General features: G+C 68.3%; 24 protein-coding genes. 17 read left to right on the top strand and 7 right to left on the bottom strand.

Annotated elements, in window-relative coordinates:
• Positions 1–42: 42 nt before the first annotated feature.
• Genes EV651_RS05515 through EV651_RS05505 form a run of 3 tightly spaced genes read right to left on the bottom strand, consistent with a single transcriptional unit; the run spans position 43 to position 1,535 of the window.
• Positions 43–444: a hypothetical protein gene (locus EV651_RS05515; protein WP_133782682.1), complete on the bottom strand. Its 402-nt coding sequence runs from the start codon at positions 442–444 to the stop codon at positions 43–45.
• Between the two features lie 57 nt (positions 445–501).
• Positions 502–942, bottom strand: a complete 441-nt coding sequence (locus EV651_RS05510) for a hypothetical protein (protein WP_133782679.1) — start codon at positions 940–942, stop codon at positions 502–504.
• On the bottom strand, positions 939–1,535 hold the full coding sequence (locus tag EV651_RS05505) for an RNA polymerase sigma factor (RefSeq protein ID WP_202870169.1): 597 nt from the start codon (positions 1,533–1,535) through the stop codon (positions 939–941). The genes EV651_RS05510 and EV651_RS05505 overlap by 4 nt, the downstream gene beginning before the upstream one ends.
• Before the next feature lie 125 nt (positions 1,536–1,660).
• Between EV651_RS05505 and EV651_RS05500 the strand changes: the two genes are divergently transcribed.
• The 9 genes from EV651_RS05500 to smpB all read left to right on the top strand — a co-directional run bounded on the left by EV651_RS05500 (position 1,661) and on the right by smpB (position 5,878).
• Positions 1,661–2,149 carry an Asp23/Gls24 family envelope stress response protein gene (locus EV651_RS05500; RefSeq protein ID WP_133782677.1) on the top strand — a complete coding sequence of 163 codons (489 nt, stop codon included), beginning with the start codon at positions 1,661–1,663 and terminating at the stop codon, positions 2,147–2,149.
• Positions 2,146–2,526: an Asp23/Gls24 family envelope stress response protein gene (locus EV651_RS05495; RefSeq protein ID WP_202870168.1), complete on the top strand. Its 381-nt coding sequence runs from the start codon at positions 2,146–2,148 to the stop codon at positions 2,524–2,526. The genes EV651_RS05500 and EV651_RS05495 overlap by 4 nt, the downstream gene beginning before the upstream one ends.
• On the top strand, positions 2,523–2,705 hold the full coding sequence (locus tag EV651_RS05490; protein ID WP_133782675.1) for a hypothetical protein: 183 nt from the start codon (positions 2,523–2,525) through the stop codon (positions 2,703–2,705). The genes EV651_RS05495 and EV651_RS05490 overlap by 4 nt, the downstream gene beginning before the upstream one ends.
• A gap of 13 nt (positions 2,706–2,718) precedes the next feature.
• The gene (locus EV651_RS05485) at positions 2,719–3,159 is read left to right on the top strand and encodes an Asp23/Gls24 family envelope stress response protein (protein WP_133782673.1); all 441 of its coding nucleotides are present in this window, start codon (positions 2,719–2,721) and stop codon (positions 3,157–3,159) included.
• Positions 3,156–3,683 (top strand): DUF6286 domain-containing protein, encoded by a 528-nt coding sequence (locus EV651_RS05480; RefSeq protein WP_133782671.1) that lies wholly within the window; start codon positions 3,156–3,158, stop codon positions 3,681–3,683. Before EV651_RS05485 ends, EV651_RS05480 begins: the two co-directional genes overlap by 4 nt.
• Position 3,684: 1 nt before the next feature.
• Complete coding sequence (locus EV651_RS05475; RefSeq protein ID WP_133782669.1) at positions 3,685–4,254, top strand: hypothetical protein; 570 nt, start codon at positions 3,685–3,687, stop codon at positions 4,252–4,254.
• A 178-nt stretch (positions 4,255–4,432) separates the two neighbouring features.
• Positions 4,433–4,864 carry a hypothetical protein gene (locus EV651_RS05470; RefSeq protein WP_133782667.1) on the top strand — a complete coding sequence of 144 codons (432 nt, stop codon included), beginning with the start codon at positions 4,433–4,435 and terminating at the stop codon, positions 4,862–4,864.
• Positions 4,857–5,375, top strand: coding sequence for a hypothetical protein (locus EV651_RS05465; protein ID WP_133782665.1), 519 nt, complete (start codon positions 4,857–4,859; stop codon positions 5,373–5,375). Before EV651_RS05470 ends, EV651_RS05465 begins: the two co-directional genes overlap by 8 nt.
• Before the next feature lie 23 nt (positions 5,376–5,398).
• Complete coding sequence (gene smpB, locus EV651_RS05460) at positions 5,399–5,878, top strand: SsrA-binding protein SmpB (RefSeq protein ID WP_133782662.1); 480 nt, start codon at positions 5,399–5,401, stop codon at positions 5,876–5,878.
• Positions 5,879–6,039: 161 nt separating this feature from the next.
• On the opposite strand, the gene EV651_RS05455 is transcribed toward smpB, so the two are convergent.
• Entirely contained in the window at positions 6,040–6,603 is a 564-nt protein-coding gene (locus tag EV651_RS05455) for an ATP-binding protein (RefSeq protein WP_133782660.1), read from the bottom strand.
• 140 nt (positions 6,604–6,743) lie between these two features.
• On the opposite strand from EV651_RS05455, the gene EV651_RS05450 reads away from it, so the two are divergent.
• The 5 genes from EV651_RS05450 (at position 6,744) to EV651_RS05430 (ending at position 9,976) form a co-directional block, all read left to right on the top strand.
• Positions 6,744–6,968: a hypothetical protein gene (locus tag EV651_RS05450; protein ID WP_133782658.1), complete on the top strand. Its 225-nt coding sequence runs from the start codon at positions 6,744–6,746 to the stop codon at positions 6,966–6,968.
• 53 nt (positions 6,969–7,021) lie between these two features.
• Positions 7,022–7,930 (top strand): NAD-dependent epimerase/dehydratase family protein, encoded by a 909-nt coding sequence (locus EV651_RS05445; RefSeq protein ID WP_133782656.1) that lies wholly within the window; start codon positions 7,022–7,024, stop codon positions 7,928–7,930.
• Positions 7,920–8,639, top strand: coding sequence for a DUF2993 domain-containing protein (locus tag EV651_RS05440; RefSeq protein ID WP_133782654.1), 720 nt, complete (start codon positions 7,920–7,922; stop codon positions 8,637–8,639). Before EV651_RS05445 ends, EV651_RS05440 begins: the two co-directional genes overlap by 11 nt.
• 75 nt (positions 8,640–8,714) lie before the next feature.
• Positions 8,715–9,410: a PadR family transcriptional regulator gene (locus EV651_RS05435; protein ID WP_133782652.1), complete on the top strand. Its 696-nt coding sequence runs from the start codon at positions 8,715–8,717 to the stop codon at positions 9,408–9,410.
• Positions 9,407–9,976 (top strand): DUF1707 domain-containing protein, encoded by a 570-nt coding sequence (locus tag EV651_RS05430; RefSeq protein ID WP_133782650.1) that lies wholly within the window; start codon positions 9,407–9,409, stop codon positions 9,974–9,976. Before EV651_RS05435 ends, EV651_RS05430 begins: the two co-directional genes overlap by 4 nt.
• 1 nt (position 9,977) lies before the next feature.
• On the opposite strand, the gene EV651_RS05425 is transcribed toward EV651_RS05430, so the two are convergent.
• Positions 9,978–10,361 (bottom strand): VOC family protein, encoded by a 384-nt coding sequence (locus EV651_RS05425; RefSeq protein ID WP_133782648.1) that lies wholly within the window; start codon positions 10,359–10,361, stop codon positions 9,978–9,980.
• Positions 10,362–10,399: 38 nt separating this feature from the next.
• On the opposite strand from EV651_RS05425, the gene EV651_RS05420 reads away from it, so the two are divergent.
• The gene (locus tag EV651_RS05420) at positions 10,400–10,759 is read left to right on the top strand and encodes a hypothetical protein (protein WP_133782646.1); all 360 of its coding nucleotides are present in this window, start codon (positions 10,400–10,402) and stop codon (positions 10,757–10,759) included.
• Positions 10,760–10,771: 12 nt separating this feature from the next.
• Positions 10,772–11,599 (top strand): PhzF family phenazine biosynthesis protein, encoded by an 828-nt coding sequence (locus EV651_RS05415; RefSeq protein WP_133782644.1) that lies wholly within the window; start codon positions 10,772–10,774, stop codon positions 11,597–11,599.
• Here the strand turns inward: EV651_RS05415 and EV651_RS05410 are convergent.
• The gene (locus EV651_RS05410) at positions 11,583–12,641 is read right to left on the bottom strand and encodes a biotin/lipoate A/B protein ligase family protein (protein WP_370352106.1); all 1,059 of its coding nucleotides are present in this window, start codon (positions 12,639–12,641) and stop codon (positions 11,583–11,585) included. The two genes, EV651_RS05415 and EV651_RS05410, sit on opposite strands and share 17 nt — an antisense overlap.
• Before the next feature lie 46 nt (positions 12,642–12,687).
• Between EV651_RS05410 and EV651_RS05405 the strand changes: the two genes are divergently transcribed.
• Entirely contained in the window at positions 12,688–13,320 is a 633-nt protein-coding gene (locus EV651_RS05405; RefSeq protein ID WP_133782642.1) for a hemerythrin domain-containing protein, read from the top strand.
• On the opposite strand, the gene EV651_RS05400 is transcribed toward EV651_RS05405, so the two are convergent.
• Complete coding sequence (locus EV651_RS05400; RefSeq protein WP_255512148.1) at positions 13,321–13,902, bottom strand: adenylate kinase; 582 nt, start codon at positions 13,900–13,902, stop codon at positions 13,321–13,323.
• Positions 13,903–13,984: the final 82 nt, after the last annotated feature.

Below are 13,984 nucleotides of genomic sequence, written 5' to 3'. Positions count from 1 at the left end.
GTCGGTGTGGCTGTGGCTGGTCGCGCTCGATCCGGGGCCTGATCATCGTGTGGCGGCTCGAATGCCTGCGACGAGCGCGGCAATCAGCAGCCCGAGCAAGAGCACGAGCAGTACAACAGGACTCAGCAACATCGTCAGTATCAGGATCAAGACCACAGCCAGTTTCAGCTGTGGGCTTGCCCCCGACCAAGCACCCTTGATCGCAGCCCAGACAGGGTTCTTTCCCCGCAGCATGGCTCCCAGCCCTGCGAAGACGGCTTGCGTCGTGGGCCCTCCGCTTGCCACAAAATCGTTCAGGCCGTCGGCCCAGTCCTCCACCTTCCGCGACACCTTCGCAGTGGCGTACAGCAGGGCCGCTTCTTGCAGGTCACTCAGCGCAGGTGCGAGGCTCGTCGCCGCGGGGGCGCTCTTGGTCGCGCCGATGGCGGTGTTCGAAACTGTCATGTCGTGGCCTCCTGAGCGAGACTACGTCCATGGTGGCACGGCGCTGAGCCGGCACCTTCAGTGGTGGTCCGAGTCGGTGGTGAGGTCGGTGATGACGATGTCGATTCCGTCGGCGCCGAAGGGTGGATCGATCGGGCCGAGGAGGTCGGTGAAGACTCCGTAGGCGGTGCCTCGGACGTGGCGGGCGACATCGTGCAGGTCCTGGCCGTACGGAGTAACGAGATCGAGTACGGCGCCGGTACAGGTGTCGCCGTCGCAAATCAACTGGACGCGGTCCAGCTCGCAGCGCAGTTCCCCGATCGCCCGACGGAGGGCGCTGATCAACACGTGGTCGGTGACGAAGAGCGTGATGCCGTTGTCAGCAGCAGCGCGGATCGGCCGCGACCGCCGCGTGATGGTCCGGAGTCGCTGCTTGATGGTGGCCGAAATGTCGACCCAGCCTGGTTCGACGTGAGTGCGGGCCGCGTGGCCGGCGCGGCTCAGGACGTTGTCGGTCATCGCCAGGCCTCCAACCGGTGTTTCAGCGTGGCCCGGGCGCGGGCGAGCTGACCGCGGACAACGGTGGGGCTGGTACTGAGCACGATGGCGATCTCGATGTAGCTCATCTGTTCGACTTCGCGGAGCAACCAGATGGCTCGCTGGAGCCAGGGCAGGTCCGCCAAGGCAGCTCCGAGTGCGTCGAGCAGACCGGCCTCGACTGCCTGCCCTGCAGGGTCTGTGCCCGGCGCAGCCAGGTCGGTAAGGGTGGTCTCCTCGACCGGGACGGCGCGTTTCTTCCGGAACAGGTCGACGGCCTTGCGGCCGGTGATGGTGAACAGCCAGGTCCGCAGCGGGGCGTCGCCCCGAAAGTCTGGAAGGGCTTTCCAGGCCGCGACAAAGGCATCCTGGACCACCTCCTCAGCGTCACCCTGGTCGTTGAGCATACGGCGGGCGTAGCGGAACATCGACGGTCCGTGCCTGTCGATGATCACGGCGAAGGCTTCGACATCGCCCAGCGCCGCAGCGCGCCGTAGTGTGGCGTCGCTCGAGGTGGCCCAGGCTTCTGCTTCGGCATCTCCAGCACGTAGGGAAAAGGGTGTAACCCCGTTCACACAACGATTCAACCCGATGAGTACGGGACGCGGAAGTTTTCGGGAGTCATTGCGTGAGGTTTCGGCCGGCCGCCTCGTCCAACCTGAAGAGGCGACATCGGGAAAGACAGGAAGAAGGCCAGCTGATGACCGAGACCAAGGCCGGCGCCGAGGCCGTGAAGGCGTCCGGTGGCAGGGCAGTCGGTGCCAGCGGCAGCGGAGCACTGAGCAGCGAGCAGGGCATGACGACGATCGCGGACACCGTGGTGTCGAAGATCGCCGGGATCGCGACCCGCGAGGTGACCGGGGTACACAATCTCGGCGGCGGTACGGCGCGCGCGGTGGGGATGCTGCGGGAACGGATCCCGGGATCGCGGACCAACATGTCCCAGGGCGTCGGGGTCGAGGTCGGAGAGACCCAGGCTGCAATCGATCTCGCGATCGTGGTGGAGTACGGCGTCAGCATCGCCGACCTCGCCCAAGGTATCCGGCGTAACGTGATCGAAGCGGTCGAGCGGATGACAGGGCTGGAGGTCACCGAGGTGAACATCGCCGTCAACGACATCCACCTCGACGAGGACGACGAGGACGACACCGGCGAGGCCGACGTCGTGGTGGAGCGCCGGGTCCAGTGACCCCTGCCGAGGCATCCGAGCTGTCCGGGCGGATCGCCACCGCGGCCCGGTCGGTGCCGGGTGTGGCAGACCTGCATGGTGGGATGTTCGGCGAGATCGGGACCTACCTCCCCGGCGGCCGGGTTACCGGTGTCCGGGTGTCAGATCGGCGGGTCGAGGTCCACGTCACGCTCTATCTGGACTATCCCGTGCGTGCCACCGGCGACGCCGTCCGATCCGCGGTCGAACCGTTGGTCGACCTACCGGTCTATGTGACGGTCGAAGACCTCGTGCAGCGGCACGGAGATGACTCCCGGCCTGGCGGTGACCCGTCGGTTGCCGGGCCGCCAGTGATGCGCCGGGCAGGCGCTGGGCACCTCCGGAAGGAGAATTCATGAGCATCCCTGTGATTGGCCTGTTCGCCGGGCTGCTGGTCGCGGTCGCGGCCGCAGCCGGCGGGTTCATCGGTTTCCTGCTCGCACTGGTTCTGGGTGCGGCCGGTTTCGCCGTCGGCCTGTTCGCCGACGGCGGTTCGAAGTCGTTCGACGACCTGATGTCGCGCCGCAGGCGTGGCTGACACATCCACTGACATGAGTACGTCGGCATCGGCGGCTCCGCCGGCAGCAACGGACGCACCACCAGGCGATCGTGTTCCGAACCGGACTGCCGACAGCGGCCGGCGGGGCCATTTGGAGATCGGCTCCCGAGTAGTGGAACGTATCGCCCAGGTTGCCGCTCGACGGGTGGACGAGGTGGTGCGGCAGCCGGCCACCTTCGGCAGCGGCCTGCCGAACGCGACTGCGAAGGTGGCAGGTCAACATGTCCGGCTGGATGTGGAGGTCGCCGTGCGCTGGGGGCGGCCGCTGCCCCAGACCGCTGCTGCTGTCCGCTCGCAGGTCGCCGAACAAGTCTCCGAGCTGACCGGGCTGGTCGTCGATTCGGTAGCGGTTGGCATCGCGGCCGTCGCGGCCGTCGCGGCCGACGCGCCGGCACCAGCGGCGATCGGTGCCGGAGACGAGGACGTGACATGAGCAACGAAACCGCCAAACGGCCGACCGGCACGGCCGCCGTCGCGCCGGTCGGGATCCTGGCCGCGGTTGCCACCGTCGCACTCGGCGTCGTCGGCGTCCATGACGCTCTGCAGGCCGCCGGCGCGGTGCGCGGACCATCGTGGACCGAATGGCTGGCCGGCAGACTCGAGACGATCCAACCAGGTGGCTGGATGATCCCGGCCGGCATCATCGCCGTGGTCGTTGGCCTGTTGTTCTTGGTCGCGGCACTGAAACCGCGCCGCGTCACCCACTCTGCCGTCGGGCGGGACGGCGTCTGGATCCGGCGCCGCGACATCGCCCGCCTGGCCGCCGAATCCGCGGAGTCGGTGGACTCCGTCGTCTCGGCCACGGCCAAGTCCCGGCGGAGGACGGTGCGGCTCACCGTCCGGGCCACTGGCGACACCGACCGGGTCGCCACCGATGTGGACACCACCGTGCGTGAACGGCTCGCCGTCTTGTCACCACCGCCACGGATCCGCAGGCGCGTCGTCGAGGAGCACTGAGATGGGACGTGGAGTGATCGCGGTGGATCGGGTGGTCGCAATCGTGCTCGGCGTCGGGCTCGTCGCGGCTGGTGCCGGCGGCCTCGGATGGCGGTTCGACCTCATCCCCGACGCACCTGAGCGCTTGCGGTTCAGCTGGCTACCCGACGCCACCCGGACCGCGTGGTGGCCCTGGGCAACAGGGGTTGCCGGAGTGCTCCTGGTGCTGATCGGCCTGATCTGGCTGATCAGGCACTTCCGCAGCCGCGGTGTCCGCCGACTGCGGTTGGCGGGCAGTGACCACACCGGGCTGCTCACCGCCGATGCGAAGGCCGCCGCCACGGCGGCTGGAGACAGACTGACTCAGACCGCCGGCGTGCGCAGCTCCAGTGGACGCATGGTCTCCGATCGGGGGCAGCTCGTCGCCGAACTGAACCTCACGATCGAACCGACCGCCGACCTCGGCACGGTCCAAGCCGCAGCCGAACAGACCAGCCACGACCTGCACCGCATCGTCGGACGCGACGACCTGCACCACCGCGTCCAGCTCCACGTCGCCCGACATGAGAAAACTCCAGCCCGCGTGCGCTAGACCGCCCTGCCGGGGACACCCATGTGGACATCGGAACCTCGGGCAGCAGGCGGCAGCGCTGCGCCGAAACCTGTGCGGCCGTACGCTGGAATGCATGTCTGTGTCGCCGTACTCTGATTTGCCCTCGGTGCCGACGTTGCTGCTGACATCGCCGGCCTGATGGAGCGATTCACACGCGGTGAGACATGCTTTCGCATTCGGCGACGATGGGGTTCCCGAGGCTGTTGTCGCGAGCTACGACCAGTACGACGATCTTGGCGGTGAGGACACCCTCGGGAAGTACCGGACCGTGGTCGCTCCCGAGGTGCTCGGTCGGCAACTGCCGGAGATGGTCGAGGCGATCCGCCGTGGGACCTTCGGCCCTCCGGTACTCGTGGGCAGCGGGACCGACCCTTTGCTGGTGGTGATGTCGACGCAGCAGTACCGCACCATGCGCGGTGACGACGAGCCGCCGCCAGGCGTGATCGACGACCCGACCGCCCGCACCTACGATTCGTCGCCGCCACCGGGCAGCACCCCGTTCAGCGTGGACGAGTGGGCCAAGGACGACCCGTTCACCCAGCAGATGCTCGAAGAGATTCGGCAGGAACGCGCCAGGGGCGATGGCTGAGAAGCAGCCAGAACGGCGGTTCCAGGTCCTGCTCAGCGAGGGCGCCGTTCAGGACCTCAACCGGATGCGCGACGCGGCTGCCGCGGAAGCCGAGCAATATCCCGACGACAAGTCGCCTGCGCACAACGCGAACCGCACGCTCTTCAAGGGCGTCCTCCGGAACGCCGGCGGGACGAATGCGCGCGATGTCATCGCGATCGGTCCTCGTCACGCCAGCGAGAACAACGCCTACCAGCAGACGGCGATGCGCCTCGGGCGTTCGGCCAACCAGAGCCTCCCGCAACTCGACCGGTTCGGTGCGGCCCAGGTCGGCAGCGGCGGCAAGGCACATCAGCGCAATCCGGTTCTGGACGCGAACCGGGCCATCGCGCACGCCTTCGACGGCCAGACACCACTGTCCGGTTCGCGGCCGCTCAGCGAGACCGCGTTCGGAAGCCGAGGATCGTCGGGCGGGGCGAAACAAGCCGGCAAGCAGGCCAGCCGTCCGGCCAACCCGCAGCGCGGCGACTAGGGCATTCGGGGCAGAATCGTCGTGTGAAGAAGTCTGAGGCTGAGCCGGTCGTTGCGCGGAATCGGAAGGCTGCGCATGACTATCACCTGGGTGAGGGGTGGGAAGCGGGGATTGTGTTGCAGGGGCCCGAGGTGAAGGCGCTGCGGGCTGGGCGGGCTTCGCTGGTTGGCGGGTTCGCCATGGTCGAGGAGCGGGAGATCTGGTTGCACGCGGTGCACATCCCGCAGTACTCGCAGTCTCGCTGGTTCAACGGCGGGTCGCGGCGCAAGCGGAAGTTGCTGCTGCATCGGGCTCAGATCGACAAGATCGAGCGCAAGGTCAACGAGGGCGGGCTGACGATCGTCCCGGTGAGCCTCTATTTCAAGGACGGTCGCGCGAAGGTGGAGATCGTCCTGGCGCGGGGCAAGAAGACCTGGGACAAGCGGCATACGCTCGCCGAACGCGAGGCGACCCGTGAGGTCGAGCGTGCGGTGAGCCGACGGCTGAAAGGCCGTTCGGACTAGGGTGCGTCTCCCAATCCCACGCCGTCGCGAGCCGGTGCTCGGTGCGGTGGCTCGGCGTGCGGGAGCGAAGGTCTCGATGCGGAGCATCGTGGCCTTTGCTCCCGTGCGGCGAGGTGCCGTGCCGAGTGCCGCGCAGTAGGCGTGGGATTGGGAGACGTGCCCTAGGCCTTCAGGTAGCGGTCGACCTCGGGCAGTACGTCGGACAGCGGGCGGTGCATGTCCAACAGGAGGTAGTTGTCCGCGGGGCGTTGGACGCGTTCCAACCACGTGCGAAACAGCGTCGCCCCGTCATCCGGCTGGTCGCCGAGGTCGACCGGTGGAGTGGACACGCCGCGCCGCTGGCTTCGCAGCTGCGGCCGCTGCCTGAGGCGCTCTTCAACCACCTTCAGATCCTGTACCTGGCACTCGATGTATCTGTACGTCGCACCGTACGCTCGCGCGATGTCCATACCTTCGGTGAGGATCCGCGGCCAGAAGCAGGGACTGTCGACGACCACAGAGCGCCCTTGCGCCAGCACGCTGCGCGTGACGGCGTACAGGACCTCGTACGCCGCCTTGGAACAACCGGCGACGTCGACGCCTCCGTCGAGAACAGCGGTCAGAATGACGTCGTAGTCGATGGCAACCGCACCGAACGTGTCGACGACATGAGCGGCGAGGGTCGACTTCCCAGACCCTGGCACGCCCGACATCTGCAGCAGGAACATCCCTTTCCCAGCCTCCACCCATTGCCAGTGCGGATAGACTGGCAGTATTCCGGAGCGATGACATACCAGGCGGCGTGTCGGGAACCCGCGGGCCTTATGAGGCGATGCCGATGTTCAGGCCAACTCCCGTTCTTGCCGATGTCGGCCGTCGTTCGGTCGTGAATGACGATCTCCTGCACCTGTTCGCCGAGGTCGTGTCCGCCCGCGCCGCCGAGCGCGTAGCTCGTGGTGGCCCGCGACGTCAGGGCGAGAACGGCCGCAGCGACACCGGCCGGCTGGCACTGTCGCTGCGTGCCTACGCGAGGGCCCTGGAGAAGTACCGGCTGCCCGTGCCGCCCGTGATCCGCGACGAGCTTCGCCTGCGCAGCGGGCTGCGGTCGTGAGCGACCCGACGGCCCCGGGATACTAAGGGCTCGTCGAGTCAAAGGGGTAAGGCGTGCAGGTTGTCGTCGGAGCTGGGGCCGTAGGGAGTGTGGTCGCCCGGCTGTTGGTGGCACGGGGTGAGCAGGTCCGAGTGATCACGAGGTCCGGGAGCGGGCCGGACGGGGTGGAGCGGATTGCCGCGGACGCCACGAACGGGCTGACGGACCACGTCGCGGGCGCGACGGCGATCTACTCGTGCGCAGGCCCGGCGTACAACAAGTGGACTACCGAATGGCCGCGGCTCGGTGCGGCGCTGGTCGCGGCCGCCGAGGCATCCGGGGCGGTGCTGGTGAGCACCGGCAATCTGTACGGGTACGGCGCAGTGGACGGGCCGATGAGCGAAGACCTTCCATTGCTGCCGAACACTGTGAAGGGGCAGGTGCGGGCGAAGGTCTGGGCCGCCGCCCTGGCCGCGCATCAGGCGGGGCGGATCCGGACCGCGGAGGTGCGCGGGTCCGACTACCTGGGTGCCGGCGCGGTGTCACCCTTCAGCGTGACGGTGTTGCCCAAGGTGATCGCCGGCAAGCGCGGCATGATGCCGGGCGATCTCGACGTACCGCACAGCTGGACGTACGTCGGTGATGTCGCGCGGCTGCTGATCGCGGTGGCCGACGACGAGAGCGCGTGGGGACGGGCCTGGCACGTTCCGACGCCGGAGCCGCTGTCGGTGCGCGAACTCGCGACCCGTGCCGCCGAACTTGCGGGTGCGCCGCCGGCGAAGGTTGCGTCGATGCCTACCGTGGTACTGCGGCTTGCGGGACTCGTCGATCCGGCCGCGCGGGAGATGGTGGAGATGCTGTACCAGTGGCAGCGGCCGTTCGTCATCGACTCGACCGCGGCAACTGTTGCCTTCGGCATCAAACCCACGCCGGCCGCCGACGCGCTCCGGGAAATGATCGGAAAGGGCAGGGATGAGCTCTAGGAGACCGCGCCGGTGGTTGCGCCGCCTCGTCGTCACGCTGGTGGTGCTGGCGGTCCTGGCGATCGTCGTCGACCGCGCCGCCGCGTACGTGGCGGAGAACCAGCTCGCGTCGATGGCCGACAAGGAGGCCAGGCAGTACGACGTACGCTCGGCCGGCACCTCGGTGAAGATCGGGGGCTTCGGGTTCCTGCCGCAGTTGGTCAAAGAGAATTTCTCCACGGTCACGCTGACGATGGAGAAGCCGACGTTCTCCGGCGTACCAAGTGAGGATCTGAAGGTCGAGCTGCAGAACGTGCACGTGCCGCGGTCGCTGCTGACGCAGCAGTCCGGTGCCGTGACGGTCGACGCGACCGATCTGCGGCTGCAGTTGTCGCCGCGTGAACTGGCTCGGCTCGCGGTCCGTAGTACCGGACTCGAGGGATTGTCGATGTCGGTCGTCAACGGTCAACTGCAGACGAAGGCGACGGTGCGCGGTATCAGCATCGACGCACCGATCACGCCGCAGGTGAAGGACGGGCGGGTCGCGCTGACACTCGGGCAGTTGCCCGACTCGGTCCCGTCGTACGTGCAGAGCGCGATCCGCAGCCAGCTCGCGAGCGGCATCACGATCCCTGAGCTGCCGTTCGGCGCCCAGCTCACCGGCATCAGTGTCGTGGACAACTCCGTCGTCCTGACCGCCGTGGCGAAGGACCTGAAGTTCACCGCGTGAGTCCCTTGGGTTGCGATGGTTCGCGATATATCGTCGAACTATCGCAATCACTTTCGTGAGGGACGGGTGGTCCAGATGACCGGATCGGCGTACGCCGCGGGCTGGCCTTGGGCGCAGTTCGCGCGGCACTGTTCAACCTTCGACGACATCAAGGACGAGTTGCGCGCGGCGATGAGCGGCCACCGCGGGCACCAGGGGCGCAGTCAGCAGCAGCACTTCGGGCCGCCGTGGAGCATGTTCGGCGGCGGGCAGATGTTCGGTCCGCCGTGGGGACCGCCGCCACGCTGGCGGGGACCGAAGGCGCGCCGCGGCGACGTACGGGCGGCGATTCTCGCCGTCCTCGCCGAGCAGCCGATGAACGGCTACGGCATCATCCAGGAGATCGCCGAGCGCAGCGGCGGCGTGTGGAAGCCGAGCCCGGGCTCGATCTACCCGACGCTGCAGCAGCTCGAGGACGAGGGCCTGGTGACGGCGGACGCGGCCGTCGGGCGGCGGACGTTCCAGCTGACCGACGAGGGCCGCGCGTACGTCGCTGAGCACCAGGACGAGGTGTCCGCGCCGTGGGAGGCGATGAGCGCGCCGTCGGGTGACGACGAGAACGGATTCAAGCCACTCCTCGGGCAGGTCGCGACGGCGATGTGGCAGATTCTCGCGAGCGGTACGCCGGAGCAGCAGGCGAGAGCGCGCGACGCGGTCGCCGACCTGCGCCGCAAGCTGTACGGCATCCTCGCCGAGGAAGACGACGGCGCGGACCAGCAGGACCGTTCATGAGCTCCGCCGACCGGGACCGCCGACGCCAAGGCGGTTCCGGCAGGCGGCACGGTTGGAGCGGCCCGGGCTGGAGTGGTCCGGGCTGGAGTGGTCCGGGCTGGTACGACGAGTCCGCCGGGGACTGGCGCGGTCGCACGTGGAGCCAGGCCGGCTGGGTCCAGCCCCAGCAGGCTGCGCGAGTCGACGTACCTCGGAAACGGGTGCGGATCGGCGACGCCGAACGCGACCAGGCCGTTTCGTTGCTGAGCGACCACTTCGTGGCCGGGCGGTTGACGCAGGCCGAGTTCGAGGAGCGGAGCGAGGTGGTGACGCGGGCGCGGTACTCGGACGATCTCGAGCCGTTGTTCGACGATCTGCCGAACTCGACGCAGCTGCAGGTCGTGCCGGGACCGGCCGGCCTCCGACGCCGGACGGGTCCGCCGCCGCCGTTCCTGATGCTCGCGCCGTTCCTGATGATCGGTCTCGTGATCACCTCCGTGGCACTTACTGCTCCGTGGCTGCTCTGGGGCATGTTCTGGATCGTCATGATCAGCGGCATGTCCCGCCGCCGCTGGCACCACCGTTGAACTAGCGCCGCCCACGAGCCCGCGGGATCTCCTCCGCGAACTCGACGACGAACCCGTCCGGGTCGGCGACGTGGACCGTCCGGTGTCCCCACGGACGGTCCGCCGGCCCGCTCAGCACCGGTACGCCGGCCGCACGCAGCCGCTCGGCGTACGCATCCACGTCCGCCACCATCACCACCACTTCACCACCGGCGCCCGGCGTCACCGCCCGCCCGGTCAACCACTCCGCCCGCCGCCGTTCGTACAACGCGAACCGCACCCCACCGGCGTCGAACTCCGCATACCCCGCATCCGTGAACTTGTACGCAAGCCCCACCACATCCCGGTAGAACCCCACCGACGCCGCCAGATCCCCGACGTACAAGATGACGTACCCGATCTCCATACCCGCAATTGTCGGTGCCTGCGCATACGGTCGGTGGCGTGTACGACGGTGTGTTGATTCTGGAGAGTCTGAAGGTTGGGACCGAGCTGGATGGTGTGCCGCTGACGGTGACGAAGGTCAGTCGGCAGGCTGTCAGTGGGACGTCGGTCGGACAGCCGGCGGTGTGGTCCTTGCTGGAGTTCGAGGTCGAGCGTGGGGAGGAGTTGGCCGAGCTGCTGGCGGGCGTGCTCGACAGTCCGGGGTGGTACGCCGACTTTCATGACGAGCACGAGATCTTCGTGATCTTCCCGGGGCGCGTGTTCCGGTACCGGCGGGGTGACGACGCGGCGCGCGAGGAGGCGAAGGAATTCGGGCGCGGCCTGGCGATCCCGGAGGCGCAGCTGGACTGGACGCGATGATTGGATGAGCAGATGGTGACCGTTCTCCGCTACGCGGCCTTCACATCCGATCCGGCCGGGGGCAATCCGGCCGGTGTGGTGCTCGACTCCCGCGGGCTCGACGACGCCACGATGCAGGCGATCGCGGGCGAGGTCGGGTACTCCGAGACCGCGTTCACCGACGAGCCGGATGCGAGCGGCGTGCGCCCGGTGCGGTACTTCTCCCCCAAGGCCGAGGTCCCGTTCTGCGGACACGCCACCGTCGCGACCGCCGTCGCCCTGGCGGAGCGCAACGGCCCTGGCGAGATCGTCTTCAGTACGCCTGCCGGCATCGTCCCGGTCACGGTCGACGGCGACCTGCGCGCAACGCTCACCAGCGTCGAGCCGTCCACAGAAGAGGCCGGTGACCTGACCGACGTACTCGATATCCTCAGCTGGTCACCCGACGACCTCGACCCCGCGTTGCCGCCGCGGATCGCGTACGCCGGGGCGCGGCATCTCGTCCTGGGTACGGCGACCCGGCAACGACTCGCCGCGCTCGACTACGACTTCGACCGCCTGCTCGCGTACATGCTCGAGCGCGACCTCACCACGCTGCAACTCGTCTGGCAGGAATCGCCGACCGTCTTCCACGTGCGCGTCCCGTTCCCCGTCGGTGGTGTCGTCGAGGACCCGGCAACGGGTGCCGCAGCGGCCGCGTTCGGCGCCTATCTGCGGGAAATCGGCGCGGCCCAACCCACGATCACCCTGCACCAAGGCGACGATCTCGGACGGCCCAGCCTCATCACGGTCGAGCTCCGCCCGGACGACAACCGCGTGCGGGTGAGCGGCAACGCCGTACCGATCACGGCACCCGCGTGAGCCACTCCTCGGTGCCGAACTTCGCCGCGACCCGCTCCTCGGCCAGCGCGACGGTGTCCGGAGAGATCGTGCCGGTCGACAGACCGTAGCGGTTCCGGAACGTGCCGACCATCCGCTCGATCACGTCCGCGCGGTCGAGACCGGTCTGGCTGCGCAACGGGTCGACGCGCTTGTTCGCGCTCTTCGTGCCCTTGTCGGACAGCTTCTCCCGGCCGATCCGCAGTACCTCGACCATCTTGCCGGCGTCCATGTCGTAGGCCATCGTCACGTGATGGAGGACGGCGCCGCCGGCGAACCGCTTCTGCGCGGCGCCCGCGATCTTTCCGGCCGGCGAGGTGATGTCGTTGATCGGCTGGTACGTCGCCGCGATGCCGAGATCGTTGAGCGAACCAACGACCCAGTCGTCGAGGAACGCGTACGACTCGACGAACGACAGGCCCGACACCAATGATTCCGGGACGTACAGCGAGTACGTGATGGTGTTGCCCGGCTCGACGAACATCGCGCCGCCGCCGCTGATCCGCCGTACGACGGTGACGTCGTGACGGGCCGCGCCGTCCAGGTCGACCTCGTTCCGCAGCGACTGGAAGCTGCCGATGATGACCGCGTTGGACGCCCACTCCCAGACCCGCAGCGTCGGCGGGCGCTCCCCCGACCCGACCTGCTCGGTCAGCACCTCGTCGAGCGCCATCTGCAGCGCCGGGTCCCGCCGTACGTCGTGCACGAACTGCCACTCGTGGTCACGCCAACCGGTCGCACCGGTCAACGCACGCCGTACGGCGACAGCTACCGCCTCGGGCGAGAACCCGAGCATCTCGACGCCGTCACCGAGCGCACCTCGCACCCGCGCGGCGATCTGAGCCGCGGAAGTCGCCACCTGCAGACCCGCCAAGGCCCCGTTGATCCGCTCCAGCGCGTCGTCCGGCTCGAGGAAGAAGTCGCCGGAGATCTGCGCGTTGCGGACGTGCTCGTCGACCACGTCGAGGTCGGCCACGACGAGCTTTCCGCCCGGGACCTTGTACTCACCATGCATATTCGTCATCAACTTGCTCTGGTCAACGGTTGTTCCCGGACGCATACTCCCGGCCATGGGGGAAATGAGTATGAACAAGGCGATCCATGCCGCCGTTCGACGGGACCTGGATCGATTCCTGCATGCACTGGAGCGGTTCCGGGACGGGGACCGCACGCGCGCGGCGCAGCTGGCCGCGGCCTGGCAGAACTTCGACAGCCAGCTGACCCGGCACCACGAGGGTGAGCACGAGATCGCGTGGCCGGCGTTGCAGAAACTCGGCGTGAGCCCGGAGCTGTTGGCGCAACTGGATGCCGAGCACGACACGATGGCAGGCGCGCTCGCCGCATCGCGGACCGCGATGGGTGCCCTGCGGAACTCCGCGAGCGCGGACGACGCGGCCACAGCACGCGCTGCGATTCAGGAGCTGCAACGGGTCACCGTCGAGCACCTCGAACACGAGGAGGCGGAGATCGAGCCCGTCTACCGGGCCAACGTCGGTTCGCCCGAGCTGAAGGCGATGGGCCGCGAGTTCGCCAAGGTCGGCCCGGTCCAGGGCGGTACGTTCTTCGCGTGGGCCCTCGACGGCGCCACCCCCGCGGAGTCCGCCGCCGTCACCGACAACATCCCGAAACCCGTCATCACGGTCATCCTCGGCCTCTTCGGCCGCCGCTACCGCAGTTCGATAGCCCCCACCTGGCGCAGCTGATCACGCAGCCGGCTTGAGTTGTACGGCGACCTGCCAGACGCGGGTGCGGACCGTGTCGATGTCGTCCGACGCGTCGACCTCATGGTGGATGCCGCGGCCGGAGTAGAAGTGGATCAGCGGCGCGGTCTGCTCGTGGTAGACCTCGAAGCGGCGGCGGATGACTTCCTCGGTGTCGTCCGAGCGGTGCTCGATCTCGGCGCGCCGGAGCAGCCGGTGGACGAGGGTTTCGGCCTCGACCTGCAGGACCAGGGCCGCGTCCAGCGAACGGCCCTGCGCACCGAGGATCTCGTCCAGGACGCGGGCCTGGTCGAGCGTGCGCGGGTACCCGTCCAGGACGAATCCCGGACGGGCCTCGGCGTCCGCGAGGCGGTCGCGGACCATCGCGTTGGTGACCTCGTCGGGCACGTACTCGCCCGCGTCGAGGTAACCCTGCGCCGTCTTGCCGAGCTCGGTGCCGTCCGCGATGTTGCGTCGGAACAGGTCACCGGTGGAGATGACGGGCACACCGAGGTGAGCGGCCAGGTGGCCCGCATGCGTACCCTTACCGGCCCCAGGAGGGCCCATCAGCAAGACAGTGGTCACGGCACACTCCTGACTCTCGGTAAGTCCCAAAGAATATGGGAGCCTCCGCTCCGGCGGTACGGCGTACGTCACTCCGGATCGC

Origin of the sequence: Kribbella sp. VKM Ac-2571, assembly GCF_004362255.1 — a bacterium.
Lineage (GTDB): Bacteria > Actinomycetota > Actinomycetes > Propionibacteriales > Kribbellaceae > Kribbella > Kribbella pratensis.
This window is presented reverse-complemented; position numbering and strand designations above follow the sequence as displayed.